The organism is Halomonas sp. JS92-SW72 (genome assembly GCF_003547075.1).
GTDB lineage: Bacteria > Pseudomonadota > Gammaproteobacteria > Pseudomonadales > Halomonadaceae > Halomonas > Halomonas alkalicola.
In genome coordinates this window covers 2,405,006-2,429,762 of the sequence record NZ_CP032147.1, presented here as the reverse complement: position 1 = coordinate 2,429,762, position 24,757 = coordinate 2,405,006, and the positions used below count along the sequence as shown (strand labels likewise).

The 24,757-nt window shown below is 67.7% G+C and carries 24 protein-coding genes; 22 read left to right on the top strand and 2 right to left on the bottom strand.

Annotated elements, in window-relative coordinates; genetic code table 11:
• The first annotated feature begins 6 nt into the window (after window positions 1-6).
• The 18 genes from D1793_RS11385 to D1793_RS11300 all read left to right on the top strand — a co-directional run bounded on the left by D1793_RS11385 (window position 7) and on the right by D1793_RS11300 (window position 18,248).
• On the top strand, window positions 7-777 hold the full coding sequence (locus tag D1793_RS11385; RefSeq protein ID WP_119022279.1) for a ParA family protein: 771 nt from the start codon (window positions 7-9) through the stop codon (window positions 775-777).
• 49 nt (window positions 778-826) lie between these two features.
• The gene (locus D1793_RS11380) at window positions 827-1,741 is read left to right on the top strand and encodes a ParB/RepB/Spo0J family partition protein (RefSeq protein WP_119022278.1); all 915 of its coding nucleotides are present in this window, start codon (window positions 827-829) and stop codon (window positions 1,739-1,741) included.
• Between the two features lie 200 nt (window positions 1,742-1,941).
• Window positions 1,942-2,349 (top strand): ATP synthase subunit I, encoded by a 408-nt coding sequence (locus D1793_RS11375; RefSeq protein ID WP_119022277.1) that lies wholly within the window; start codon window positions 1,942-1,944, stop codon window positions 2,347-2,349.
• Window positions 2,350-2,358: 9 nt separating this feature from the next.
• Window positions 2,359-3,186 (top strand): F0F1 ATP synthase subunit A, encoded by an 828-nt coding sequence (gene atpB / locus D1793_RS11370; protein WP_119022276.1) that lies wholly within the window; start codon window positions 2,359-2,361, stop codon window positions 3,184-3,186.
• Window positions 3,187-3,254: 68 nt separating this feature from the next.
• The gene (gene atpE / locus D1793_RS11365; protein WP_110069123.1) at window positions 3,255-3,482 is read left to right on the top strand and encodes a F0F1 ATP synthase subunit C; all 228 of its coding nucleotides are present in this window, start codon (window positions 3,255-3,257) and stop codon (window positions 3,480-3,482) included.
• Between the two features lie 72 nt (window positions 3,483-3,554).
• Window positions 3,555-4,025: a F0F1 ATP synthase subunit B gene (locus D1793_RS11360; protein WP_119022275.1), complete on the top strand. Its 471-nt coding sequence runs from the start codon at window positions 3,555-3,557 to the stop codon at window positions 4,023-4,025.
• Between the two features lie 11 nt (window positions 4,026-4,036).
• Window positions 4,037-4,573 carry a F0F1 ATP synthase subunit delta gene (locus D1793_RS11355; protein ID WP_119022274.1) on the top strand — a complete coding sequence of 179 codons (537 nt, stop codon included), beginning with the start codon at window positions 4,037-4,039 and terminating at the stop codon, window positions 4,571-4,573.
• 16 nt (window positions 4,574-4,589) lie between these two features.
• Window positions 4,590-6,134: a F0F1 ATP synthase subunit alpha gene (gene atpA, locus D1793_RS11350; RefSeq protein WP_119022273.1), complete on the top strand. Its 1,545-nt coding sequence runs from the start codon at window positions 4,590-4,592 to the stop codon at window positions 6,132-6,134.
• 68 nt (window positions 6,135-6,202) lie between these two features.
• Entirely contained in the window at window positions 6,203-7,084 is an 882-nt protein-coding gene (gene atpG, locus D1793_RS11345; protein WP_119022272.1) for a F0F1 ATP synthase subunit gamma, read from the top strand.
• 66 nt (window positions 7,085-7,150) lie between these two features.
• Window positions 7,151-8,527, top strand: coding sequence for a F0F1 ATP synthase subunit beta (gene atpD, locus D1793_RS11340; RefSeq protein WP_119022271.1), 1,377 nt, complete (start codon window positions 7,151-7,153; stop codon window positions 8,525-8,527).
• Window positions 8,528-8,551: 24 nt separating this feature from the next.
• Window positions 8,552-8,980: a F0F1 ATP synthase subunit epsilon gene (locus D1793_RS11335; protein ID WP_119022270.1), complete on the top strand. Its 429-nt coding sequence runs from the start codon at window positions 8,552-8,554 to the stop codon at window positions 8,978-8,980.
• 145 nt (window positions 8,981-9,125) lie between these two features.
• Window positions 9,126-10,499: a magnesium transporter gene (gene mgtE / locus D1793_RS11330; protein ID WP_119022269.1), complete on the top strand. Its 1,374-nt coding sequence runs from the start codon at window positions 9,126-9,128 to the stop codon at window positions 10,497-10,499.
• 1 nt (window position 10,500) lies between these two features.
• Window positions 10,501-11,301: an undecaprenyl-diphosphate phosphatase gene (locus D1793_RS11325; protein WP_119022268.1), complete on the top strand. Its 801-nt coding sequence runs from the start codon at window positions 10,501-10,503 to the stop codon at window positions 11,299-11,301.
• 37 nt (window positions 11,302-11,338) lie between these two features.
• Window positions 11,339-12,469 carry an FAD:protein FMN transferase gene (locus tag D1793_RS11320; RefSeq protein ID WP_119022267.1) on the top strand — a complete coding sequence of 377 codons (1,131 nt, stop codon included), beginning with the start codon at window positions 11,339-11,341 and terminating at the stop codon, window positions 12,467-12,469.
• Between the two features lie 16 nt (window positions 12,470-12,485).
• Complete coding sequence (gene glmU / locus D1793_RS11315; RefSeq protein ID WP_119022266.1) at window positions 12,486-13,847, top strand: bifunctional UDP-N-acetylglucosamine diphosphorylase/glucosamine-1-phosphate N-acetyltransferase GlmU; 1,362 nt, start codon at window positions 12,486-12,488, stop codon at window positions 13,845-13,847.
• Window positions 13,848-13,858: 11 nt separating this feature from the next.
• Entirely contained in the window at window positions 13,859-15,694 is a 1,836-nt protein-coding gene (gene glmS, locus D1793_RS11310) for a glutamine--fructose-6-phosphate transaminase (isomerizing) (protein WP_119022265.1), read from the top strand.
• A gap of 41 nt (window positions 15,695-15,735) precedes the next feature.
• On the top strand, window positions 15,736-16,557 hold the full coding sequence (locus tag D1793_RS11305) for a DUF72 domain-containing protein (RefSeq protein ID WP_119023662.1): 822 nt from the start codon (window positions 15,736-15,738) through the stop codon (window positions 16,555-16,557).
• Between the two features lie 347 nt (window positions 16,558-16,904).
• Window positions 16,905-18,248: a sodium-dependent transporter gene (locus D1793_RS11300; RefSeq protein ID WP_119022264.1), complete on the top strand. Its 1,344-nt coding sequence runs from the start codon at window positions 16,905-16,907 to the stop codon at window positions 18,246-18,248.
• 92 nt (window positions 18,249-18,340) lie between these two features.
• Here D1793_RS11300 and D1793_RS11295 read toward each other — a convergent pair whose 3' ends face one another.
• Window positions 18,341-18,550: a hypothetical protein gene (locus tag D1793_RS11295; RefSeq protein ID WP_110069414.1), complete on the bottom strand. Its 210-nt coding sequence runs from the start codon at window positions 18,548-18,550 to the stop codon at window positions 18,341-18,343.
• A 248-nt stretch (window positions 18,551-18,798) separates the two neighbouring features.
• Between D1793_RS11295 and hexR the strand changes: the two genes are divergently transcribed.
• The 3 genes from hexR (at window position 18,799) to D1793_RS11280 (ending at window position 23,176) form a co-directional block, all read left to right on the top strand.
• Complete coding sequence (gene hexR, locus D1793_RS11290) at window positions 18,799-19,656, top strand: transcriptional regulator HexR (protein ID WP_119022263.1); 858 nt, start codon at window positions 18,799-18,801, stop codon at window positions 19,654-19,656.
• 92 nt (window positions 19,657-19,748) lie between these two features.
• Window positions 19,749-21,950: a DNA helicase II gene (gene uvrD / locus D1793_RS11285; protein ID WP_119022262.1), complete on the top strand. Its 2,202-nt coding sequence runs from the start codon at window positions 19,749-19,751 to the stop codon at window positions 21,948-21,950.
• A 134-nt stretch (window positions 21,951-22,084) separates the two neighbouring features.
• Window positions 22,085-23,176: a TRAP transporter substrate-binding protein gene (locus D1793_RS11280; protein WP_119022261.1), complete on the top strand. Its 1,092-nt coding sequence runs from the start codon at window positions 22,085-22,087 to the stop codon at window positions 23,174-23,176.
• Between the two features lie 80 nt (window positions 23,177-23,256).
• Here the strand turns inward: D1793_RS11280 and D1793_RS11275 are convergent, their stop codons facing one another.
• Complete coding sequence (locus D1793_RS11275) at window positions 23,257-23,658, bottom strand: acyl-CoA thioesterase (protein ID WP_119022260.1); 402 nt, start codon at window positions 23,656-23,658, stop codon at window positions 23,257-23,259.
• A 143-nt stretch (window positions 23,659-23,801) separates the two neighbouring features.
• Here D1793_RS11275 and D1793_RS11270 point away from each other — a divergent pair, with 143 nt between their 5' ends.
• Complete coding sequence (locus D1793_RS11270) at window positions 23,802-24,752, top strand: phosphate ABC transporter substrate-binding protein (protein WP_240407658.1); 951 nt, start codon at window positions 23,802-23,804, stop codon at window positions 24,750-24,752.
• The last annotated feature ends 5 nt before the right edge of the window (window positions 24,753-24,757 follow it).

Here is a 24,757-nt window from a genome sequence, read left to right as displayed (position 1 = left end):
TTGCCCGTGACCAAGATCATCGCCTTGACCAACCAGAAGGGTGGCGTCGGCAAGACCACCACCGCGGTCAACCTCGCCGCCAGCCTGGCGGCGCTGGATCGCCGCGTGCTGCTGGTGGATCTCGACCCCCAGGGCCATGCCACCATGGGCAGCGGGGTGGACAAGCATGAGCTGGACGGCAGCGCGCTGGACGTGCTGATGGGCGACCGCAGAGCCATCGAGGTGATCCTCGACTGTCCCGAGGCGGGCTATGCGCTGCTGCCGGGCAACGGCGACCTCACCGCCGCCGAGGTGGCGCTGCTCGACCGCGAGGCGGGACGCGAGCGCTGCCTGGAGCGGGCCCTGGCCGATGTGGCCGGCGAATATGACGTGGTGCTGATCGACTGTCCGCCGTCGCTCAACATGCTCACCGTCAACGGCCTCACCGCGGCCCACGGGGTGCTGATTCCGCTGCAGTGTGAGTTCTACGCCCTGGAGGGGCTCTCGGCGCTGCTCGATACCGTCGAGCAGATCAAGGACAGCGTGAATCCACGCCTCGAGGTCTACGGCATCCTGCGCACCATGTTCGATGCCCGCAACAGCCTGACTCGCGACGTCACCAAGCAGCTGCGCGACTACTTCGGCGATACCCTGCTCAAGGCCACCATTCCGCGCAACGTGCGGGTGGCCGAGGCGCCCAGCCACGGCCTGCCGGTGACCAAGTATGCCCGCTTCTCGCGGGGAAGCCAGGCCCACCGGGTGCTGGCCAAGGAACTGATTCGCCGGCTGTCGCTGTGACGACAGTGCGGCGCGCCCATGCCGTAACCGCTGTGATGAGGGAGTGTCGATGACGCGTAAACGCGCCCTGGGACGTGGACTGGATGCCCTGATCGGGGCCGGCGCTCGCCGCCGCGAGAGCCTCGACCTCCCCGAGGTGAGCGTCGAGGGGGGTGATGTCGCACCACCGGCCACCGCACCGGAGGTGGAGGATCGCCTCGAGCGCCTGCCGCTGGGTCAGCTGACCCGGGGCAAGTACCAGCCGCGCCGGGATATCCAGCCTGAGGCCCTGGAGGAGCTGGCCGACTCGATCCGCGCCCAGGGGGTGATGCAGCCCATCGTGGTGCGTCCCGTCGGCGAGGAGCGCTACGAGATCATCGCCGGCGAGCGGCGCTGGCGCGCCGCCCAGCTGGCCGAGCTGGACGTGATTCCCGCGGTGATCCGCGAGGTCTCCGACGAGGTGGCCCTGGCCCTGGCGCTGATCGAGAACATCCAGCGCGAGAACCTCAATCCGGTCGAGGAGGCCATGGCGCTCAAGCGCCTGCTGGAGGAGTTCGATCTCACCCAGCAGCAGGTCGCCGATGCGGTGGGCAAGTCCCGCGCCCAGGTGGCCAACCTGCTGCGGCTGCTGGCGCTGGACCCCGAGGTGCAGACCCTGCTGGAGCGCGGCGACCTCGACATGGGCCACGCCCGGGCCCTGCTGGGGCTCTCCGGTGCCAAGCAGCGCCGCGCGGCCCATGAGGTGGTCAACAAGGACCTCACCGTGCGCGATACCGAGGCGCTGGTGAAGCGCCTCGCCGCCGGCGAGCCCAGGAAGGCCGAGAAGCCCGCGGCGAGCCCCGATGTGGCGCGCCTGGAGACGCGCCTCGGCGAACTGCTGGGTGCGCCGGTGAAGATCCAGCATGGCCGGAGCGGCAAGGGGCGGCTGACCATCCGCTATACCAGCCTGGACGAGCTGGACGGAATCCTCGAGCACATCCGCTAGCCGGCAGGCGTCGCGGCGGTAGGCTGTTGACAATTCCTGCACCTTTGGTCGCAAGAAGTGGCAGAAGCGGGCAAAATCCATGGCGGTTTTGTTGAAGCCCCGATAGCCCTTCCCTATAATCCGCCGGTGTTTGCCTTACGTTCAGGCAGGGCAGCCGCGGCGAAGTGGGCCGCGAGATCCGTGGCCAGGATGTCGACACGATGCACAGAGCCACCGCCGGCGCCGCGCGCCGGCAACTGGATTTCACGCGGCTGTTCCTGGCCCAGGGCCTGGCCGCCTTGCTGGTGGCCCTGCTGGGGCTCTGGCAGGCGGGCATCCCCGGTGCCGCATCCGCCCTGATGGGGGGGCTGGTCAGCCTGCTGCCATCGCTCTACTTCGTGAGTCGAGGGTTGCGCAGCCGGGGCGGCAAGCGGGTACGGGTCAACGTGCTCAATCTCTATCAGGCGGCGATGGGCAAGTTCGGTTTGACGGTGGCACTGTTCGCGATCGTTTTCGTCACAGTGCCCCCCTCAAACCCGGCTTTATTCTTCGTAGCATATGTGGCGGCTCAACTCATGCACTGGCTGACACCCTGGCTGGCGCGCGAGCGGTCGACCCCCCGAACCTGAGGAAGCAGTATGGCAGCAGATAACGAAATATCGGCCATCTATTACATACAGCACCACCTCCAGAACCTGACCTTCGGCTACCACCCGCAGAACGGCTGGTCGCTGGCGTCCAGCTCCACCGAGGCGGTCGAGATGGGCTTCTGGGCGATCCACCTGGATACCATGGGCTGGTCCATCGCCATGGGCGTGCTGTTCCTGTGGCTGTTCCGCAAGGCCGGCAAGATGGCCACCACCGGGGTCCCCGGCGGGCTGCAGAACGGCGTCGAGATGGTGATCGAGTTCATCGAGAACCTGACCCGCTCCACCTTCCACGGCAAGAATCCGCATATCGCGCCCCTGGCGCTGACGCTGTTCATGTGGATCCTGCTGATGAACACCCTCAAGATCATCCCGGTCGACTACTTCCCCGAGCTGTTCGGCAAGCTGGGCTTCGAGTACATGAAGATCGTGCCGACCACCGACGTCAATGCCACCCTCGGCATGGCCTTCGGCGTGTTCTGCCTGATCGTCTACTACAGCTGCAAGGTCAAGGGCGTGGGCGGCTTCGCCAAGGAGCTCTCGCTGACCCCCTTCAACCACTGGTCGCTGATCCCCTTCAACCTGGTCCTCGAGATCGTCGGCCTCATCGTCAAGCCGATCAGCCTGGGCCTGCGTCTCTTCGGCAACATGTTTGCCGGCGAGGTGATCTTCATCCTGATCGCGCTGCTGCCCTTCTGGGCCATCTGGCTGCTGGACGTGCCGTGGGCGATCTTCCACATCCTGGTGGTGACTCTGCAGGCCTTCATCTTCACGACGCTGTCGATCGTGTACCTGAGCGCCGCACACGAGCATCACTGAGACCCGAGCAACGCTTGTAACTCAACCAACCACTGACCCTTGTAACTCAACCTACCAGGAGTACTACCATGGAAATCGTCTACATTGCTGCTGCCATCATCATCAGCGTCAGCGCCCTGGCTACCGGTCTCGGCTTCGCCCTGCTGGGTGGCAAGCTGCTCGAGTCCACCGCTCGTCAGCCGGAGCTGGGCGACCAGCTGCAGACCAAGACCTTCATCATGGCCGGTCTGCTCGACGCCGTGCCGATGATCGGCGTTGGTATCGCGATGTACCTGATCTTCGTCGTCGCCGGTTAACGACAGCACCGAGCGCTCAGCGCTCGGTTTGCTTGTTACCGGTCGCCACGAACCTGTCAGAGGTACAGTCCTGTGAATATCAACATGACGCTGATCGGGCAGACGATCGCCTTCGCGATCTTTGTCTGGTTCTGCATAAAGTACGTGTGGCCGCCGATCAGCTCTGCGCTCCACGAGCGCCAGAAGAAGATCGCCGATGGCCTCGACGCGGCAAGCCGTGCCTCTCGTGACCTCGAGCTCGCCCAGGAACAGGCCGCTCAGACCCTGCGTGAGAGCAAGGAGCAGTCTTCCCAGATTCTCGAGCAGGCCAACAAGCGCGCCTCCCAGATGATCGAGGAAGCTCGCGAACAGGCCCGCGCCGAAGGCGAGCGCCTGGTGGCCAGCGCCCGTGCCGAGATCGAGCAGGAAATCAATCGCGCCAAGGAAGAGCTTCGCGCCCAGGTGTCGACCCTCGCGGTCGCTGGCGCCGAGCGTGTCCTGGAAGCCTCCATCGACGAGAAGGCACATCGCAAGCTGCTCGACAAGCTTGCGGCCGAACTGTGAGGAGGTGATCCATGGCGGAACTGTCTACCGTCGCGCGGCCCTATGCCAAGGCGGCGTTCGAGTACGCACGTGATCACCAGGCGCTGGATGCCTGGTCCGAGATGCTGGGCACCCTGGGCCAGGTCATGGCCAACCGGGACGTCCAGGCGCTCGTTGCCAGTCCGAAGCTCACCCACGAGCGCAAGGTGGCGCTGCTGGTCGAGGTGGCCGACATCAAGGTGGACGACGCGGCGCGTCGTTTCCTCGATGAGCTGGCCGACCAGCGTCGCCTGCCGGCGCTGGCCGCCATCGCCGGGCAGTTCGAGCGGCTGCGTGCCGACCACGAGCAGCGCGTCGACGTGACCGTGGTGTCGGCCTTCGAACTCGACGCCAAGCAGCAGCAGAAGCTCGCCGGTGCGCTCAAGAAGCGCCTGAATCGCGAAATCTCCATTACCACTCAGGTGGATCCCAGGCTTCTCGGTGGCGTGATCCTGCGCGCCGGCGACACCGTCATCGACGGGTCGGTGCGCGGTCGATTGAACCGCCTCGCCGAAGCCCTTACCGCCTGAGTCTGAGGGACATGGCATGCAGCAACTGAATCCTTCCGAGATCAGCGACATCATCAAGCAGCGTATCGAGAAGCTTGACGTCGCATCCGAAGCCCGTAATCAGGGCACCATCGTCAGCGTTTCCGACGGCATCGTGAAGATCCACGGGCTCGAGGACGCGATGTTCGGTGAGATGATCGAATTCCCCGGCAGCATCTTCGGCATGGTGCTCAACCTAGAGCGCGACTCCGTGGGCGCCGTGGTGCTGGGCGACTACCTGCAGCTCGAAGAGGGCATGACCGCCAGCTGTACCGGTCGTATCCTCGAGGTGCCGGTGGGCCCCGAGCTGAAGGGCCGCGTGGTGGATGCCCTGGGCAACCCCATCGACGGCAAGGGCGACATCAACGCCAAGCTCACCGATGCGGTGGAAAAGGTCGCCCCGGGCGTCATCACCCGTCAGTCGGTCGACCAGCCGATCCAGACCGGCTTCAAGTCCATCGACGCCATGGTGCCGATCGGTCGCGGCCAGCGTGAGCTGATCATCGGCGACCGCCAGATCGGCAAGTCGGCGATCGCCATCGATGCGATCATCAACCAGAAGGGCAAGGGCGTCACCTGTATCTACGTCGCCATTGGCCAGAAGCAGTCCACCATCGCCAACGTGGTGCGCAAGCTGGAAGAGCACGGCGCCCTGGAGCACACCATCGTGGTTGCCGCCGGCGCTGCCGACCCGGCCCCGATGCAGTTCCTGGCTCCCTACGCCGGCTGCACCATGGGCGAATACTTCCGCGACCGCGGCGAAGACGCCCTGATCGTCTATGACGATCTCACCAAGCAGGCCTGGGCCTACCGTCAGGTCTCCCTGCTGCTGCGTCGTCCGCCGGGCCGCGAAGCCTACCCGGGTGACGTCTTCTACCTCCACTCCCGTCTGCTCGAGCGCGCCGCGCGCGTCAACCCCGAGTACGTCGAGAAGTTCACCAACGGTGAAGTGAAGGGCAAGACAGGCTCGCTGACCGCGCTGCCGATCATCGAGACCCAGGGCGGCGACGTCTCCGCCTTCGTTCCGACCAACGTGATCTCCATCACCGACGGTCAGATCTTCCTGGAGACCGACCTGTTCAACTCGGGCATCCGTCCGGCCATCAACGCCGGTCTGTCGGTTTCCCGCGTGGGTGGTTCGGCCCAGACCAAGATCATCAAGAAGCTCGGCGGCGGCGTGCGCCTGGCGCTCGCCCAGTACCGCGAGCTGGCGGCCTTCTCCCAGTTCGCCTCCGACCTGGACGAGTCCACCCGCAAGCAGCTGGAGCATGGTCAGCGCGTCACCGAGCTGATGAAGCAGAAACAGTACTCGCCGCTCTCCGTGGCCGAGATGGGGCTGTCTCTGTATGCCGCCAACGAGGGCCATCTGGATGACGTCGACGTCAGCAAGGTGCTGGACTTCGAGCGTGCCCTGCACGACTTCATGAAGTCCGAGTACGCCGAGCTGCTCGACAAGATCAACCAGACCGGCGACTACAACGACGAGATCCAGCAGGGGCTGAAAGAGGGTCTCGAGAAGTTCAAGGCCACTCAGAGCTGGTAAGCCTGGAGGCCCGCCCGCCGAGGGCGGGCCCGGGAACTGTCTGAGGGCCACGAACGGAGTAGATCGCTATGGCAGCTGCAAAAGAGATTCGCACCCAGATCGGGAGCATCAAGAACACGCAGAAGATCACCAGCGCCATGGAAATGGTCGCTGCGTCGAAGATGCGCCGGGCTCAGGACCTGATGAAGGCCAGCCAGCCCTACGCGCGTCAGATCCGCAACGTCGTTGCCCATATCGCCGATGCCAACCCCGAGTACAAGCACGACTACATGGTCGATCGCGAGGTCAAGCGGGTGGGCTACATCGTGGTCTCCACCGATCGCGGCCTGTGCGGTGGCTTGAACGTCAACCTGTTCAAGGCCGTGCTCAAGGATTCGATGGTGCGTCGCGAGGAGGGCGCCGAGCTGGACTTCTGCGCGCTTGGCTCCAAGGCCGGCGGCTTCTTCAAGAGCTACGGGGGCAACCTCGTCGCGGCGAAGAGCGGCCTGGGCGAAGCGCCCGAGGTCGAGGATCTGATCGGTAGCGTGAAAGTCATGCTGGATGCGTATGACGAGGGCCGTCTGGACCGCCTGTACGTGGTGTACAACGAGTTCGTCAACACCATGACCCAGAAGCCGGTGGTCCGTCAGCTTCTGCCCCTGTCTCCGGACATGGGCCTCGATGCGCATGACGAAGAGAACAAGCGTCCCGGTAGCTGGGACTACCTGTATGAGCCGGATGCCAAGGCGCTGCTGGACAGCCTGCTGGTTCGATTCATCGAATCCCAGGTGTACCAGGCGGTGGTCGAGAACGCGGCCTGCGAGCAGGCGGCGCGGATGATCGCCATGAAGAATGCCACCGACAACGCCGGCGGCCTGATCGACGACCTGGAGATGATCTACAACAAGGCTCGCCAGGCCGCCATCACCCAGGAGATCTCCGAGATCGTCGGGGGCGCCGCCGCGGTATAGCGCCGGGGAGGGCGCGGCCCTCCCGGCACACAGGCTTCATTTGCAGGTTTTTTAGAGGATCGCAAGATGAGCGGACGTATCGTACAAATCATCGGCGCGGTGATTGACGTAGAGTTTCCGCGGGACAACGTTCCCAAGGTCTACGACGCGCTGAACGTCTCGAATGTCGAGACAGTGCTCGAGGTCCAGCAGCAGCTGGGCGACGGCGTGGTGCGCACCATCGCCATGGGCTCCACCGAGGGCCTGAAGCGCGGCATGGAAGTGATCAACACCGGTGCCGCCATCTCCGTGCCGGTCGGCAAGGAGACCCTTGGCCGCATCATGGACGTCCTGGGTCGCCCCATCGACGAGGCCGGCGACATCGGCGAGCAGGAGCGCATGCCCATCCACCGCAAGGCCCCGAGCTATGCGGAGCAGGCGGCGTCCAACGAGCTGCTCGAGACCGGCATCAAGGTCATCGACCTGGTCTGCCCGTTCGCCAAGGGCGGCAAGGTCGGCCTGTTCGGCGGCGCCGGCGTGGGCAAGACCGTCAACATGATGGAGCTGATCCGCAACATCGCCACCGAGCACAGCGGCTACTCGGTGTTTGCGGGCGTGGGTGAGCGTACCCGTGAGGGTAACGACTTCTACCACGAGATGACCGAATCCAACGTTATCGACAAGGTATCGCTGGTCTACGGTCAGATGAACGAGCCGCCCGGCAACCGCCTGCGCGTGGCCCTGACCGGCCTGACCATCGCCGAGAAGTTCCGCGATGAAGGCCGCGACGTGCTGCTGTTCGTCGACAACATCTACCGCTACACCCTGGCCGGTACCGAGGTGTCCGCACTGCTGGGCCGTATGCCCTCCGCGGTGGGCTACCAGCCGACCCTGGCCGAGGAGATGGGTGTGCTCCAGGAGCGCATCACCTCCACCAAGACCGGCTCGATCACCTCCGTGCAGGCCGTCTACGTGCCCGCGGATGACCTGACCGACCCGTCTCCGGCGACCACCTTCTCGCACCTGGACGCCACCGTGGTACTGGCGCGTTCCATCGCCGAGCTGGGTATCTACCCGGCCATCGATCCGCTGGACTCCACCTCCCGTCAGCTGGATCCGCTGGTCGTCGGCGAGGAGCACTACAACACCGCCCGCGGCGTGCAGAACGTGCTGCAGCGCTACAAGGAGCTCAAGGACATCATCGCGATCCTGGGCATGGACGAGCTGTCCGACGAGGACAAGCTGGCCGTGTCGCGGGCGCGTAAGATCCAGCGCTTCCTGTCGCAGCCGTTCTTCGTGGCCGAGGTGTTCACCGGGTCGCCCGGCAAGTACGTGTCCCTCAAGGACACCATCCGCGGCTTCCAGGGCATCCTCAACGGCGAGTACGATGAGCTGCCGGAGCAGGCCTTCTACATGGTCGGCACCATCGACGAGGCCGTCGAGAAAGCCAACCAGATGAAGTAATCCCGTCCATCAGGGGGATTCGCTATGGCGAACAGCTTCACATGCAACATCGTCAGCGCCGAGGCGGCCATCTTCTCGGGCGAGGTCGAGCAGCTCGTCGCGTCCGGGATCATGGGGGATCTGGGCATCCTGCCCGGGCACGCCCCGCTGCTGACCGAGCTTCAGCCAGGCCCGGTTCGCGTGATCCATGATGGCGGGCGGGAGGAGAACTTCTACGTCTCCGGCGGCTTCCTGGAAGTGCAGCCGGACGTGGTGACCATCCTGGCCGATGCGGCATCCCGTGCCGGGGACCTCGACGAGGCCTCCGCCGAGGAGGCCCGCCAGCATGCGCTGAAGGCGTTCAACGACAAGTCGGCGGAGCTGGATTACACCCGCGCCGCCGCCGAGCTCGCCGAGGCCGTGGCTCAGCTGCGTACCATCCAGCAGCTGCGCAAGAAGGCCGGCAAGGGCTGATCCGGCCCGGGCCGTGACGGCGCGCCCCCCGATCCCGTGAAACAGCGGGTTCGGGGGGCGTTTTCGTCTCTGCTATCATGGGCGCCGGCCCCGCGCCGCTGGTTCCGCTCACCCATCTCTGCGCCCCCGGCGTCAGGAGGATGCCATGTCACTGAACGAGACCCTGCAGGAACAGAAGGAGGCGCTGGTCGCGGCCCAGGCCGAGGAGGCCCGCGAGCGCCTCGACGAGATGCTGTCGGAGCTGCGTTCCGCGGACATCGCCGAGATCCTCGAGGAGGTCCTCGAGGAGGATGACGACCTGCCGGTCGCCTTGGGCCTGCTCGAGGCCCTGCCGCTGGAGCGGCGGGCCAACGTGCTGGGCTACCTGCCCGGCGAGGAGCAGGTCGAGATCACCTCGACCATGTCCGACGAAACGCTGCTCTCGGTGCTCGAGGAGATGGGCTCCGACGAGCGCGCCGACCTCTTCAACCTCCTCGACGAGGACCGCCGCGAGGGGCTGCTGCGGCGCATGGCGCGCCAGGAGCGCGAGGACCTCAAGCGGCTGGCCAGCTACGAGGAGGGCACCGCCGGGGCGATCATGACCTCGGACTACGTGGCCATCCCCACCGGCATGACCGTCTCCCAGGCGATGATGCGGGTGCGTCAGACCGCTCCCGACGCCGAGACCGTCTACCAGCTCTATATCATCGACCCCGACGGCAAGCTGGCCGGCACCCTGTCGCTGCGCCAGCTGATGGTGGCGCGCCCGGGAGCCCAGGTCGACGACATCATGATCAAGGACGTGATCAGCATTCCGGTGGACGAGGCCCAGGAGGAGGTCGCCCGGGTCGTGGCCCGCTACGACCTGCTGGCGCTGCCGGTGCTCGATGCCGACGAGCGCCTGGTGGGCATCGTCACCCACGATGACGCCATGGACGTGGCCGAATCCGAGGCCACCGAGGACTTCCACAAGGGGATGTCCATCGGTGCCCTGGAGGACGGCGTCAGCCGGGTGCCGCTGTGGAGCCTCTACCGCAAGCGGGTGACCTGGCTGGTGCTGCTGGTCTTCGCCAACCTCTTCTCCGGCGCCGGCATCGCCTACTTCGAGGACACCATCGCCGCCCAGGTGGCGCTGGTCTTCTTCCTGCCGCTGCTGATCGGCAGCGGCGGCAACGCCGGTGCCCAGGCCGCCACCCTGATGGTGCGCGGCATGGCCACCGGTGACGTCGGGGTCAAGGACTGGAGCACCCTGCTCGGTCGCGAACTGCTGGTGGCCGGCTCCCTGGGCCTGACCATGGCCCTGGCGGTAGCGCCCATCGGGGTGATGCGCGGCGGCGAGGCGGTGGCCATGGTGGTGGCCATGAGCATGGTGACCATCGTGCTGTTCGGCAGCCTGCTCGGCATGTGCCTGCCCTTCGTGCTCAACCGGCTGGGCTGGGACCCGGCCACCGCCTCGGCGCCACTGGTGACCACCCTGATCGACGCCTCGGGGGTGCTGATCTACTTCAGCATCGCCACCGCCATCCTGTCCGGGGTCTAGCATGGAGTGGCTGCAGGTCATTCTGCTCTCAGTCGTGCAGGGGCTCACCGAGTTCCTGCCGATCTCCAGCTCCGCCCATCTGATCCTGGTGCCGGTACTCACCGACTGGGAGGACCAGGGCCTCGCCTTCGACGTCGCCCTGCATATCGGCAGTCTGGCGGCGGTGGCGCTCTACTTCCGCCATGAGCTTGCGCGCATGGCCGGCAGCTGGGTCGGTTCGCTGCGCGGCGGCGGCATGGACGAGGATGCCCGGCTCGCCTGGTGGGTGCTGCTGGCCACCGTGCCGGTCTGCCTGATCGGCTTCACCTTCCGCGATGCCATCGAGGTGGGCATGCGCTCGCCGCTGATCATCGGTGCGAGCCTGATCGGCTTCGGCCTGGTGCTGGGCTATGCCGACTGGCGCCGCCGCCGCGGCGGGCGCAGCGAGTACCAGCTGGGCCTCAGGGACGTGCTCTTCATCGGTGGCGCCCAGGCCCTGGCGCTGATTCCGGGCACCTCGCGTTCCGGCATCACCATCACCGCGGCGCTGCTGCTCGGCATGAGCCGGGAGGGCGCGGCACGCTTCTCCTTCCTGCTGTCGATTCCGGTGATCGTGCTGGCCGGTGGCCTGGAGATCGTCGGCCTGGTGCGGGAGTCCCATGCGGTGGACTGGCCGGCGGTGACGGTGGGGGCCATCCTCTCCGGTATCAGCGCCTACCTCTGCATCCACTATTTCCTGGTCTTCATCAAACGCGTCGGCATGCAACCCTTCGTGGTCTATCGGCTGCTGCTCGGCGGCTGGCTGCTGTGGCTATTCTGGTAGTGGCCGACCCTTATCCGTCACGGGAGTGCCTGTCATCATGAAGTTCCTGCGTCTCCATTTCCCGCTGCTGCTCCTCGCCGGCCTGCTCCTGCTGGCCGGCTGCTCGGAGCGTGACCGTCCTCTCGACTCGCCGGTGCGCTTCGAGGGCGGCATCTTCGGCAGCTTCTACCAGGTGACCATCGCCGACCCGCTGACTCAGGGCCAGGCCCTGGCGCTGGAGCAAGGCATCCTCGAGACGCTCGAGGCGGTGGATGCCGCCATGTCGATCTACATCGAGGACTCGGAGCTCATGGCCTTCAACCAGTCGCCCCTCGGTGAGTGGCAGCCGCTCTCCGACGAGCTGGTCGAGGTGCTGGCGATCGGCCAGGCGGTGGCCGAGAAGAGCGACGGCGCCTTCGACGTCACCCTGGGGGGGCTGGTCAACCTGTGGAGCTTCGGCGGCGAGGCGCGTCCCCGCGAGGTGCCGGACGAGGTGTCGCTGGCCGAGCGCCTCGAGGTGGTCGGCTTCGATGCGCTGGAGCTCGACCCGGCGGGGCTGCAGGCGCGGCGCACCCGGGACGTCTTCGTCGACCTGGGCGGCGTGGCCAAGGGCCATGCGGTGGACCGGGTCGCGGCCTACCTCGACCGTGAGGGCATCGAGCACTATCTGGTCAACCTGGGGGGCGACCTGATCGCCCGCGGCCATCGCAATGCCGGCGGCGGTGACGACGGCGAGGCCGAGGCCTGGCGCATCGGCGTGGAGGCGCCGCTGGAAGACCGCCGGGAGGCCCAGTACGTGTTGCCCATCGGCGATGTCTCCCTGGCCACCTCCGGCGACTACCGCAACTACTTCGAGGAGGATGGGCAGCGCTTCTCTCACACCCTGGACCCGCGCAGCGGCCGGCCCATCGACCATCGCCTGGCCTCGGTGAGCGTGCTGCACCCCTCCAACGCCTGGGCCGACGCCTGGGCCACGGCGCTGATGGTGCTGGGGGACGAGGCGGGCATGGCCCTGGCCGTCGCCCAGGACCTCAAGGTGCTGATGATCGTACGCGTGGACGAGGGCTGGGAGAGCCTCATCAGCCCCGCCTTCGTGGCATACTTCGGCGATGAGCTGGTCGAGGAGCTCGGCCTGGTGGCGGTAGCCGAGCCGGGCGAGCTCGAGATCGAGCCCGCCCCGAACGAATGAACGACAGGAGTCATTGATGACGCTGGATGTGGTGATACTCGCGGCCGGGCAGGGAACCCGGATGCGCTCGACCCTGCCCAAGGTGCTGCACCGCCTGGCCGGCAAGCCCATGGTGCGCCACGTGATCGATACCGCGCGGGGCCTCGAGGCCGAGCGCACCCACGTGGTGGTGGGGCACGGCGCCGAGAAGGTGCGCGAGGCCCTGGCCGACTGCGAGGTGCACTTCGCGCTGCAGGCCGAACAGAAGGGCACCGGCCATGCCGTGGCCCAGGCCCTGGAGGGCCTCGGCGAGGGCAAGGTGCTGGTGCTCTATGGTGACGTGCCGCTGATCCGTCGCGAGACCCTGGCGGGGCTGCTGGACGGCGTCGATGACGACCACCTCGGCCTGCTCACCGTGACCCTGGCGGACCCCACCGGCTACGGGCGCATCCTGCGCAACGCCGAGGGCGAGGCGGTGGCCATCGTCGAGCACAAGGACGCCTCCCAGACGGAGCTTGCCATCGCCGAGTGCAATACCGGCATCATGGCAATGACCGCCGCCCAGCTGCGCCGCTGGCTGCCGCGGCTCTCCGCCGACAACGCCCAGGGCGAGTACTACCTCACCGACATCATCGCCATGGCGGCCGCCGAGGGGGTCAGGATCGTCACCGCCCAGCCGGCCGACCCGCTGGAGGTGGAGGGGGTCAACAACCGGCTGCAGATGGCGCGCCTCGAGCGCGCCCATCAGCTGGCCACGGCCGAGCGGCTGATGGCCGACGGGGTGGCGCTGATCGACCCGGCGAGGATCGACATCCGCGGCACCCTCACCTGCGGCCACGACGTGGAGATCGACGTGGGCTGCGTCTTCGAGGGGCAAGTGGAGCTCGGCGAGGGGGTGCGCATCGGCCCCCACTGCGTGATCCGCGACAGCCATATCGGCGCCGAGACGGTGATCGAGCCTCACAGCGTCATCGAGGGCACGGTGATCGCCGGTCGCGGTCGCGTCGGTCCCTTCGCCCGGCTGCGCCCCGGCACCCGCCTGGCGGTGGGCGCCAAGGTGGGCAACTTCGTCGAGACCAAGAACGCCGAGGTGGGTGAGGGCAGCAAGATCAACCACCTGAGCTACGTGGGCGACGCCCGGCTGGGCCGCGACGTCAACGTCGGCGCCGGCACCATCACCTGCAACTATGACGGCGCCCACAAGCATCGCACCGAGATCGGCGATGGCGCCTTCATCGGCTCCAACACGGCGCTGGTGGCCCCGGTGAGCGTGGGCAGCAACGCCACCGTGGGCGCCGGCTCCACCATCAGCAAGGACGTGGCGGACAACGCCCTGGCCGTTTCCCGCGGCCGCCAGATCAGCAAGGCCGACTGGCCGCGCCCCAGCAAGGACAGGTAAGGAGAGTCACCATGTGTGGAATCGTCGGGGCCGTTGCCGAGCGTAACGTGGAAGGCATCCTTCTCGAGGGGCTGAAGCGCCTCGAGTACCGCGGCTATGACTCCGCCGGCATGGCGGTGCTCTCACCGGAGGGCACGCTGGCGCGCCGCCGGGCGGTGGGCAAGGTGGCGGCCCTGGCCGAGCGCCTGGCGGCCGAGCCGCTGCCGGGGCGCTGCGGCATCGCCCACACTCGCTGGGCGACCCACGGCCGGCCCAGCGAGGCCAATGCCCACCCCCACCAGTCCGGTGACGGCCTCGCGGTGGTGCACAACGGCATCATCGAGAACCACGAGGCCCTGCGCCAGGAGCTCAAGGCGGCGGGCTATGTCTTCACCTCCGAGACCGATACCGAGGTGGTGGCCCACCTGCTGGAGCGCGAGAGCCGCGAGGCGGGCGACCTGCTGGCCGCGGTGCGCCGCGTGCTGGCCCGACTCGAGGGCGCCTATGCGCTGGGCGTGGTCAGCGCGGCCGAGCCCGATGTGATCGTCGGCGCCCGCAAGGGCAGCCCGCTGGTGGTGGGGGTGGGCATCGGCGAGGCCTTCCTGGGCTCCGACCCCCTGGCCCTGCTGCAGGTCACCGACCGCTTCATCTACCTGGAGGAGGGCGACATGGTGCGCCTCTCCGCGGGCGGTCGCATCGAGGTCTTCGAGGCCGCGGGTGGACCCGTGGAGCGCGAGGTGCAGACCTTCGAGCACGGCGACGGGGCCGCCAGCAAGGGCGACTACCGCCACTTCATGCTCAAGGAGATCCACGAGCAGCCGGCGGTGATCGCCGCGGCGCTCGAGGGCCGCCTGGGCGAGCGCTCGGTGCTGGTGGAGAGCTTCGGCCCCGACGCCGAGGCGCTGTTCGGCCGCGTCCGCCAGATCCATATCGTCGCCTGCGGCACCAGCTACCACGCCGGGATGGTGGCCCGCTACTGGCTGGAGCGGTTCGCCGGGGTACCGGTGCAGGTGGAGGTCGCCTCGGAGTACCGCTATCGCCAGGTGGTGGTGCCCGAGGGCACCCTCTTCGTCACCCTCTCCCAGTCCGGCGAGACCGCCGACACCCTGGCGGCGCTGCGCTTCGCCAGGGAGCGCGGCTACCTGGCCAGCCTGGCGATCTGCAACGTGCCGGGCAGCTCCCTGGTGCGCGAATCGGACCTGACCCTGATGACCCAGGCCGGCCCCGAGATCGGGGTAGCCTCCACCAAGGCCTTCACCACCCAGCTCACCGCGCTGATGCTCTTCACCCTGGCGCTGGGGCGGGTCAAGGGGCTCGACGAGGCCGCCCAGGCCGAGCTGGTGGCGGCCCTGCGCGGCCTGCCGCGGCTGGTGGAGCGGGTGCTGGCGCTGGATACCGAGATCGAGGCGCTCTCCATGGCCTTCGCCGAGAAGCAGCATGCGCTCTTCCTGGGCCGCGGGGCGCACTTCCCGATCGCCCTGGAGGGCGCGCTCAAGCTCAAGGAGATCTCCTACATCCACGCCGAGGCCTACCCGGCCGGGGAGCTCAAGCACGGTCCCCTGGCGCTGGTGGACAGCGAGATGCCGGTCATCTCGGTGGCCCCCAACGACGAGCTGCTCGACAAGCTCAAGTCGAACCTCCAGGAGGTGCGTGCCCGGGGCGGCGAGCTCTTCGTGTTCGCCGACGAGGGGGTGGCGCTGGCCGAGGAGGAGGGGATCCGGGTGCTGCGCCTGCCCCACGTGCACGAGGCCCTCGCGCCGATCCTCTACACCCTGCCGCTGCAGCTGCTCAGCTACCACGTGGCGGTGCTCAAGGGCACCGACGTGGACCAGCCGCGCAACCTGGCCAAGAGCGTGACGGTGGAGTGACGCCGGCCGCCGAGCCGCCGCGCCTCTACCTGGGGCTGCCCATGTGGGCCAACCCGGAGTGGCGCGGCACCCTCTATCCGCCCCATGGCGGCGGGCTTGCGGAGTATGCCCGGGTGTTCGGCACGGTGGAGGGCAACACCACCTTCTACAGCGGGGCCCCCCGGGCGGAGACGGTGGCGGCCTGGGCGCGCCAGGCGCCGCCCGGGTTCCGCTTCTGCTTCAAGCTGCCGGGGGCGCTCACCCATGAGCGCCGCCTTTCCGGCATCGAGGCGGAACTGGAGGGCTTTCTCGAGGCGCTCTCGCCCCTGCATGACCGGCTCGGGCCCATGATGGTCCAGCTGCCCCGCGACTTCGGCGTGGAGGAGCTCCCCCGACTGGAGGCCCTGCTCTCCCGCTGGCCGGCGCAGATCCCCTGCGCGGTGGAGGTGCGCCACCCCGAGTTTTTCCACAAGGGGCCCGCCGAGGTCGCCCTCAACAGATTGTTGATAAGTCACGGTGTCGACCGGGTGATGCTCGACGTGCGCCCGCTCTTCTCGACCCCGCCTGGGGCCTGTCCCGGCCTCGCCGCGGCCCAGCGGGAAAAGCCAAGACGCCCTTTACACGTGCTTTCCACGGCAGATCGCCCGCTGGTGCGCTTCATCGGCCACCTCGATCCCGCGATCAACGAGCGCTATTTCGCGCCCTGGATCCAGCGCCTCGTCCTGTGGATAAAACAGGGGAAAACCCCTTATCTGATGGTGCATACTCCGGACAACCGCCAGGCTCCGGAGCTGGCAAGATCCCTCCATGCACGGCTCGCCGAGGCCCTCTCCCTGCCGCCCCTGGCGGAGTTCCCGGGCGAGGCCCAGGCGACCCTCTTCTGACGCCCCATGATCCATGACAGCCGATCGGCGCGACGGGCCAGCTTCGACTGGCCATCCAGCTTTTGATCGGATAGTTTTATCCCCCTGTGCGGCATACCCATGGATATTTACCGGATCTCGCCCAAAAAGCGCGGGATTCCTGCATCTATCCCGGCCGCACGGCGCCTTTCGGCCCGGGGCAACAACCGTCCGGGCAGGGGAGGGCGGCACGGCAGTGATCCTGCCTGGATCCTGTCATGCTCTGGAAGACGCCGTGCGACCCATGGCGTCCTGGACGTGGCAATGACAAGCATAAGCCGTCATCGCGCCAGACCGGCCGATGGCGACACGTACACTCAGGGTGATTCATGTCTAAACTCGTGCATGCACAGTGGTCGTCGAAGATGACCTTCGTGCTCGCCGCCGCGGGCTCCGCGGTGGGACTGGGCAATATCTGGCGGTTTTCCTACATGGTGGGCGACAGCGGGGGCGCGGCCTTCGTGCTCATCTACCTGGCCTGCGTGGCCCTGGTGGGCCTGCCGATCCTGGTGGCGGAATGGCTGATCGGCCGGCGCGGCCAGGAAAACCCCATCAACGCCATGGCCGACCTGGCCCGCAGGAACGGCAGGCTGCCGGCCTGGGCCCTGGTCGGTGCCAGCGGCGTGCTGGCGGCCTTCCTGATCCTCTCCTTCTATAGCGTGATCGGCGGCTGGTCGCTCTCCTACACCCTGAGTTCGGTCACCGGTGCCTTCTCCGGCCAGGATGCCGACGCCATCGGCGCCCTCTTCGGCGGCCTGCTGGGCAGCCCCGGCACGCTGACCCTGTGGCACACCGCCTTCATGGCCCTGGTGATCTTCATCGTCGCCCGCGGCGTCACCAAGGGGCTGGAGGGCGCGGTGCGCACCCTGATGCCGGCCCTGGTCGTGCTGATGGTGGTGCTGGTCGGCTACGGCATGACCACCGGGCACTTCGGCGAGGCGCTGGCCTTCATGTTCCGCCCCGACTGGAGTGCGGTGACCGGTGGCGTGGTGCTGGCCGCCATGGGCCAGGCCTTCTTCACCCTCTCCCTGGGCATGGGGATCATGATGGCCTACGGCTCCTACCTGGGCGAGGACGTCAACCTGATCAGCACCGCCCGCACGGTGATCATCCTCGACACGGTCATCGCGCTGCTGGCGGGCATGGCGATCTTCCCCATCGTCTTCGCCAACGGCATGAGCCCCGGCGAAGGCCCCGGCCTGATCTTCGTCAGCCTGCCGGTGGCCTTCGGCAACATGACCGGCGGCACCCTGCTGGGCCTGATGTTCTTCCTGCTGCTCACCTTCGCGGCGCTGACCTCGGCGATCTCGCTGCTGGAGCCGGTGGTGGAGCTGGTGGAGGAGCGCACCCCGCTCTCCCGCGTGGCGGCGACCCTGACGAGCGGCGTGGCGGTATGGGCGCTGGGCATCGCGGCGCTGATGTCGTTCAACGTCTGGGGAGACTTCCTGATCTTCGGCCTGAACATCTTCGACCTGCTGGATACCTTCACCAGCAAGGTGCTGCTGCCCCTGACCGGCCTCGGGGCGATCCTCTTCGTGGCCTGGTGCCTGGAGCGCCAGAGCGTGGCCAGCGAGCTCGGCCTGGCCGGCGGCACGGAGCGGCTGTGGCACCTGGTGGCCCGCTATGTGGCGCCCATCGGGGTGATCGTGGTCTTCGTCACCGGCCTGCTCTAGGCGGGACGATCCGAAGAGGGCAGAAAGCCCTGCGAGCCCCGCCCCGGCGGGGCTCGCGTCGTTGTGGGGGTGCCCTGGCCGTTGGGCCGGGGTCAGTGCATCTCGTCGAGCTCGTCTTCCGGCAGCTCGGCGATGTCACGGGACAGCTGCTTGAACTCCTCATGGAGCTCGATGCCCCGCCGGGCCCGCAGGTTGCGCTGGGCGGCGGTGCGGCTGCGCTGCTCGTGCTCGACGACTTCCATGCTCATGAAGATGTCGAGGAGTTCGCTCTTCAGGGAGGTTAACCGTTCGACATTGCGCATGATCGACTCTCCTTGGACACTACGCGGCACTGCAAGTCTTACTATATCTCACTTGACAGAATGATGACGATCAGGGTTTTACGCCACAACGAAGGGTAAACGCTGGCGTTCGGACGGGGTCACCGCTGGCGGCCGGGGCGGCACCGACATCTTGCGCTGCACAATGCCGGCTCCTTGGGCATACTGTGTCAAACCCGTTACCCGTATCGTCACTGCCCGGGGCGATACCCCCATTCGAGGAGCTTCCAGTGAGCAGCGCCCTTTTCGATGAGATGAGACGCCGCATGGAGCACTTCCGCCGCTCCGAGCAGAAGGTGGCGCGCTTCGTGCTGCGCAACCCCGAGGAAGTGATCCACATGCGCATCGTCGACCTGGCCACCGAGGCCAAGGTCAGCGAGCCCACGGTGGTGCGCTTCTGCCGCGCCCTGGGCTGCAACGGCTTCCAGGACTTCAAGCTCAAGCTGGCCCAGATGCTGGCCACCGGCAGCCAGTTCGCCCAGTTCTCCATGAACGACAGCGACTCGGTGGCGGAATTCTCCCAGAGCATCTTCGATTCCACCGTGGGCACCCTGCTGTCGGTGCGCGACCGCCTCGACAACGAGGCGCTGAGCCAGGCGATCAACGCCCTGGCCATGGCCAACCGGGTGGAGTTCTACGGCTTCGGCGCCTCCGGCGCGGTGGCCTTCGACGCCCAGCACAAGTTCTTCCGCCTGCAGATCTCCACCGCGGCCTATGCCGACCCGCACATGCAGAACATGTCGGCGGTGACCCTCAAGGAGGGCGACGTGGTGGTGGCGATCTCCCAGACCGGCCGTACCCGGGCGCTGGTGGCCAGCGTGCGCCTGGCCAGGGAGGCCGGCGCCACGGTGATCGGGCTCTGCCCCAGCGGCTCGCCGCTGGCCGAGGAGGTCACCCTGCCGCTCTATATCGACGTCCACGAGGACACCGAGATCTCCACTCCCATGAGCTCGCGCATCGCCCACCTGGTGCTGGTCGACGTGCTGGCGGTGGGCGTGGCCAAGACCCGCGGTCCCAAGCTGGCCGAGCAGCTCAAGTCGGTGAAGAAAAGCCTGATTCCGCTGCGCTACCCCGAGGAAGAGGCCTAGGCAAAACCAGGCGCGGCGAGGGCAGGCCGAGGAGGAGAGGCGGGCAATATGCTAAGCTGATCGCCCATTTTCCGAGCAGCGATGCCCTCTCCATGGACGACGTCACGGCGATCCTCGACCACCTCAACACCGCCCAGCGCGAGGCGGTCAGTGCCCCCCAGGGCAACATGCTGGTGCTGGCCGGTGCCGGCTCCGGCAAGACCCGGGTGCTGGTCCACCGCATCGCCTGGCTGATGCAGGCCGAGGGGCTCTCCCCCTATGCCGTGCTCGCCGTGACCTTTACCAACAAGGCGGCCCGCGAGATGCGCACCCGCCTGGAGGCGCTGCTCGGGCTCTCCCTGCGCCACGTCTGGGTGGGCACCTTCCACTCCACGGCCCACCGCCTGCTGCGCACCCACTGGCAGGATGCCCGGCTGCCCCAGCACTTCCAGATCATCGATTCCGATGACCAGCTGCGCCTGATCAAGCGGCTGATCAAGGAGCACGAGATCGATGACGAGCGCTTCCCGCCGCGCCAGGTGCAGAGCTTCATCTCGGGCTGCAAGGAGGAAGGGCTGCGCCCCCACCAGGTCGACGTCCATGGCGACGCCTACCTGGGGCAGATGGTGGAGCTCTACGAGCGTTACCAGCTCACCTGCGAGCGCGGCGGCCTGGTGGACTTCGGCGAGCTCCTGCTGCGCAGCCTCGAACTCCTGCGCGACAACCCCGCCCTGCTGACCCACTACCAGGAGCGCTTCGCCCACGTGCTGGTGGATGAGTTCCAGGACACCAACACCCTGCAGTACGCCTGGCTGAAGCTGCTCACCGGCATGCGCACGCCGATGACCGTGGTGGGCGACGACGACCAGTCCATCTACGGCTGGCGCGGCGCCCGGGTGGAGAACATCCGCCGCTTCGAGCAGGAGTTCCCGGAGACGAAGACGGTGCGCCTGGAGCAGAACTACCGCTCCACCAGCGCCATCCTCGAGGCCGCCAACGCCCTGATCAGCCACAACACCGAGCGCATGGGCAAGGAGCTGTGGACCGACGGCGCCCGCGGCGAGCCCATCTCCGTCTATGCGGGCTTCAACGACCTGGACGAGTCCCGCTTCATCGTCGACACCATCCGCGAGAAGGTCGACGAGGGCTTCCATCGCCGCGAGATCGCCATCCTCTACCGCTCCAACGCCCAGTCCCGGGTGATCGAGGAGACCCTGATCCGCCAGGGCGTGCCCTACCGCATCTACGGCGGGCACCGCTTCTACGAGCGCCTGGAGATCAAGAACGCCCTGGCCTACCTGCGCCTGCTGCTCAACCGCGACGACGACGCCTCCCTGGAGCGGGTGATCAACGTGCCGGCCCGGGGCATCGGCACCCGCACCGTGGAGCTTCTGCGCACCCGGGCCCGGGAGAGCGGCGTCTCGCTGTGGCAGGCGCTGCATGACGGACTGAGCGACGGCACCCTCAAGGGGCGTGCCGGCAGCGTCGTGCAGGCCTTCGCCGAGCTGATCGAGCGGCTCGACGACGAGACCGCGGGGCTGGCGCTGCACGAGATCATCGATCACGTCATCGAGCGCTCGGGGCTGGTCGAGCACCACCGCAGCGAGAAGGGCGAGAAGGGGCAGGCCCGGGTCGAGAATCTGGAGGAGCTGGTCAACGCCGCCCGCGCCTTCACCCAGGGCGAGTCCTTCGATCCCCCCGAGGCCGGCGAGGGAGCCGTGGCGCTGGAGGCCTTCCTCTCCGAGGCGGCGCTGAATGCCGGCGAGCACGAGGCCGACGAGTTCGAGGACAGCGTCCAGCTGATGACCCTGCACGCCGCCAAGGGGCTGGAGTTCCCGGTGGTCTTCATGGCCGGCGTGGAGGAGGGGCTCTTCCCCCACCGCATGTCGGCGGAGGAGCCGGGGCGCCTGGAGGAGGAGCGCCGGCTCTGCTACGTGGGCCTGACCCGCGCCATGAAGAAGCTCTACCTGACCCACGCCGAGATCCGCCGCCTGCACGGTAAGGAGACCTTCCAGCGGGCCTCGCGCTTCCTGCGCGAGCTCCCCGAGCAGTACCTGGAGGAGGTGCGCCTGCGCGGCCAGATCAGCCGGCCGGTGACCACCTCGCGCCCCTCGGGGCTGCGCCAGACCGAGGTGAATGGCGGCGCCGACCTGCCGAGTCTCTCGCTGGGCCAGCGGGTCCACCACCCGGTGTTCGGCGAGGGGGTGATCCTCAACGCCGAGGGGCAGGGCGAGCGCGCCCGGGTGCATGTCAGCTTCGAGGGCGAGGGCGACAAGTGGCTGGTGCTGGGCTTCGCCAAGCTGACGCCGCTCTGAGGGTCGTTGACGATAACGTCAACGTCGCGGTCTTGTGGCCCAATTCGGCCTTGGCGCATACTCGCTGGCGGACACCACCGCGCGTCATCACGCCGCGCGGCCCGATATAACAAGCCTTTCGGAGTCATGCCCTCATGCAACGCCGCAACTTCCTGAAGACCCTCGGTGCCGGCGCCGCCGGCGTCGCCGCCGCCCCCTTCGTGGCCACCACCGCCAAGGCCCAGGAGACCATCACCTGGGACATGGTCACCTCCTGGCCGCGCAACTTTCCGGCGCTCGGCACCGGAGCCAACGAGTTCGCCCAGCGCGTCGAGGCGCTCTCCGGCGGGCGCATGCGCATCCGCGTGCACGGTGCCGGCGAGCTGGTGCCCGCCATGGAGGTCTTCGATGCCGTGGCCGCCGGCACCGCCGAGATGGGTCACTCCGCCGCCTACTACTGGCGCGGCAAGGTCGCGGCCTCCCAGTTCTTCACCGCGGTGCCCTTCGGCATGAACACCACCGAGACCAACGCCTGGCTCTACCACGGTGGCGGCCAGGAGCTGTGGGACGAGATCTACGCCAAGCACAACCTCAAGCCCTTCGCGGTGGGCAACACCGGTACCCAGATGGCGGGCTGGTTCAAGAAGGAGATCAACTCCCTCTCGGACATGCAGGGCATTCGCCTGCGCCTGCCGGGCCTGGCCGGGGAGGCGATGAACCGCATCGGCGTCACCACCGTCAACATGCCGGCCTCCGAGATCTTTACCTCCCTGCAGACCGGCGTGCTGGACGCCGCCGACTGGGTCGGCCCCTACAACGACATGGCCCTGGGCCTCTATCAGGTGGCCGACTACTACTACACCTCGGTGTGGAACGAGCCCAGCGCGGTGCTCGAGGGGACCGTCAACCTGGATGCCTGGAACGCCCTGCCCGACGACCTCAAGGCGGTGGTGCGCGAGGCGGCCAAGGCCTCCAACCTGGCGATGATCAGCGAGTTCGCCTACCGCAACGCTCAGGCCCTCGAGACCCTGGTCGACGAGCACGGCGTGCAGCTGCGCACCTTCCCGGAGGATGTCATGCAGGCGCTCTATGATGCCTCCATGGAGGTGGTCCAAGCCCAGGTCGACAGCGATCCGGATTCGAAGAAGGTCTACGACTCCTACGTGGCCTTCCAGCAGCTGGTACGGCCGTTCAGCGACGTCGGCGAGTACTCCTACCTGAAGGGGCGCGAGGCCGTCGGCGCCTGATACCGCGCGTGCGGAATCGCTATCGGGGGCGCCACTTGGCGCCCCCGATGCGTTGCGGCTGATCGGCGAGAAGAGATGGCCTACTGGTGCACGGCGCGGATGCGGCCCTTGTCGTCCAGGGCCACCATCACGAAGGTCGCCTCGGTCACCTTGTGCAGCTCCTTGGAGTCACGCTCCTGGGGCTGGCGGATCCACACCTCCACGTCGATGCGGATCGAGCTGTGGCCGATCTCGCAGACGGTGGTGTAGATGTTGACCATGGAGCCCACGCGCACCGGGCAGAGGAAGTCCATGGCCTCGATGGCCACGGTGGCGGTGCGGCCATGGGCCTCGCGACCGGCGGCCAGCTCGGCGGCCTGGTCCATGTGGGCCACCAGCCAGCCGCCGGCGATGTCGCCATGCAGATTGGTGTCCTGACGGCTGGCCAGCAGTTTCAGGGTGAGCTCGCCCCGGGGAGCGGGGATATCGTCGAGGTCTGTCATGAAAGTGTCATCATCCTGGCTTGTTATTGTGGCCGTAAGCGACAAGAGGCGTACGGATGTCTGAATCGGGGGTCATGGTATATGCAGTCGCCGCCGCCCACCAGCATGGCCCCGTGGCCCGCCGCAGGGGCGGCGGCAGGCGTATGACATGGCGGCAGCGGGCGGCGATGGGCTGTCTGGCACTGCTGCTGGTGTGGGCGCCGGGCCTGGCCCAGGCGGATGCCGACGAGGTGGCCGGTACCCTGGGGGCCGTGGGCTCCGATACCCTGGCAGGGCTGATGCTGCACTGGGGGGAGGCCCTGGCCGAGCAGTACCCGGCGGTACGCCTGCAGCTGCAGGCCAGCGGTTCGTCCAGCGCTCCCACGGCGCTGATCGCTGGTACCACCCGCCTGGGCCCCATGTCGCGCCCCATGAGCGAGGCCGAGCGGGCGGCCTTCGTGGCGCGCCACGGCTATCCGCCGCTGGAGCTCGAGGTGGCCCGGGATGCCCTGGCGGTGGTGGTGCATCGCCACAATCCGCTGGAGAGCCTGACCCTGGCCGAGCTGGATGCGCTCTTTTCGGACACCCTGCGCTGCGGTGGCGAGGCCCCCATCGAGCGCTGGTCACAGCTCGGCAGCGGCCTGCCCGAAGGGCGCGTGCGGCTGCATGGCCGCAACGTGGCCTCCGGCACCCATGACCTCTTTCGCCTGCGCGGCCTGTGCGGGGGGCGCTTTCGGCTCGACGTCAACGAGCATCCCGGCTCGGCCGCGGTGGTGGCGGCGGTAGCGGCGGAGCCCGGCGCCATCGGCTATGCCGGGCTCAACCACCTGACGCCCGCGGTGCGCGCCGTTGCCCGGCGCGACAGCGAGAGCGGCGAGCTCCACCCGCCCAGCGCCATGATGGTGAGCCGCGGCGACTATCCGCTTTCGCGCAGCCTCTATGTCTATGTCAACCGGCCGCCGGGGGCGACCCTGCCCGGGCCCGAGCGCGCCTTCCTCGAGCTGGTGCTCTCCGACGCCGGCCAGGCGGTGGTGAAAGAGCTCGGCTTCGTGCCCCTGACCCCGGCCGAGCGTGAGCGCCAGAGGCGCCGTCTCGAGGGCCATGGAGGCCGCTGAGGCTG

Bases quoted from the DNA above. Each gene is read 5' to 3' on its own strand.
- D1793_RS11380 (WP_119022278.1), top strand. From the start codon at position 827: ATGACGCGTAAACGCGCCCTGGGACGTGGACTGGATGCCCTGATCGGG.
- D1793_RS11375 (WP_119022277.1), top strand. From the start codon at position 1,942: ATGCACAGAGCCACCGCCGGCGCCGCGCGCCGGCAACTGGATTTCACG.
- atpB (WP_119022276.1), top strand. From the start codon at position 2,359: ATGGCAGCAGATAACGAAATATCGGCCATCTATTACATACAGCACCAC.
- atpE (WP_110069123.1), top strand. From the start codon at position 3,255: ATGGAAATCGTCTACATTGCTGCTGCCATCATCATCAGCGTCAGCGCC.
- D1793_RS11355 (WP_119022274.1), top strand. From the start codon at position 4,037: ATGGCGGAACTGTCTACCGTCGCGCGGCCCTATGCCAAGGCGGCGTTC.
- atpA (WP_119022273.1), top strand. From the start codon at position 4,590: ATGCAGCAACTGAATCCTTCCGAGATCAGCGACATCATCAAGCAGCGT.
- atpG (WP_119022272.1), top strand. From the start codon at position 6,203: ATGGCAGCTGCAAAAGAGATTCGCACCCAGATCGGGAGCATCAAGAAC.
- atpD (WP_119022271.1), top strand. From the start codon at position 7,151: ATGAGCGGACGTATCGTACAAATCATCGGCGCGGTGATTGACGTAGAG.
- D1793_RS11335 (WP_119022270.1), top strand. From the start codon at position 8,552: ATGGCGAACAGCTTCACATGCAACATCGTCAGCGCCGAGGCGGCCATC.
- mgtE (WP_119022269.1), top strand. From the start codon at position 9,126: ATGTCACTGAACGAGACCCTGCAGGAACAGAAGGAGGCGCTGGTCGCG.
- D1793_RS11325 (WP_119022268.1), top strand. From the start codon at position 10,501: ATGGAGTGGCTGCAGGTCATTCTGCTCTCAGTCGTGCAGGGGCTCACC.
- D1793_RS11320 (WP_119022267.1), top strand. From the start codon at position 11,339: ATGAAGTTCCTGCGTCTCCATTTCCCGCTGCTGCTCCTCGCCGGCCTG.
- glmU (WP_119022266.1), top strand. From the start codon at position 12,486: ATGACGCTGGATGTGGTGATACTCGCGGCCGGGCAGGGAACCCGGATG.
- glmS (WP_119022265.1), top strand. From the start codon at position 13,859: ATGTGTGGAATCGTCGGGGCCGTTGCCGAGCGTAACGTGGAAGGCATC.
- D1793_RS11305 (WP_119023662.1), top strand. From the start codon at position 15,736: ATGTGGGCCAACCCGGAGTGGCGCGGCACCCTCTATCCGCCCCATGGC.
- D1793_RS11300 (WP_119022264.1), top strand. From the start codon at position 16,905: ATGTCTAAACTCGTGCATGCACAGTGGTCGTCGAAGATGACCTTCGTG.
- D1793_RS11295 (WP_110069414.1), bottom strand. From the start codon at position 18,550: ATGCGCAATGTCGAACGGTTAACCTCCCTGAAGAGCGAACTCCTCGAC.
- uvrD (WP_119022262.1), top strand. From the start codon at position 19,749: ATGGACGACGTCACGGCGATCCTCGACCACCTCAACACCGCCCAGCGC.
- D1793_RS11280 (WP_119022261.1), top strand. From the start codon at position 22,085: ATGCAACGCCGCAACTTCCTGAAGACCCTCGGTGCCGGCGCCGCCGGC.
- D1793_RS11275 (WP_119022260.1), bottom strand. From the start codon at position 23,658: ATGACAGACCTCGACGATATCCCCGCTCCCCGGGGCGAGCTCACCCTG.
- D1793_RS11270 (WP_240407658.1), top strand. From the start codon at position 23,802: ATGACATGGCGGCAGCGGGCGGCGATGGGCTGTCTGGCACTGCTGCTG.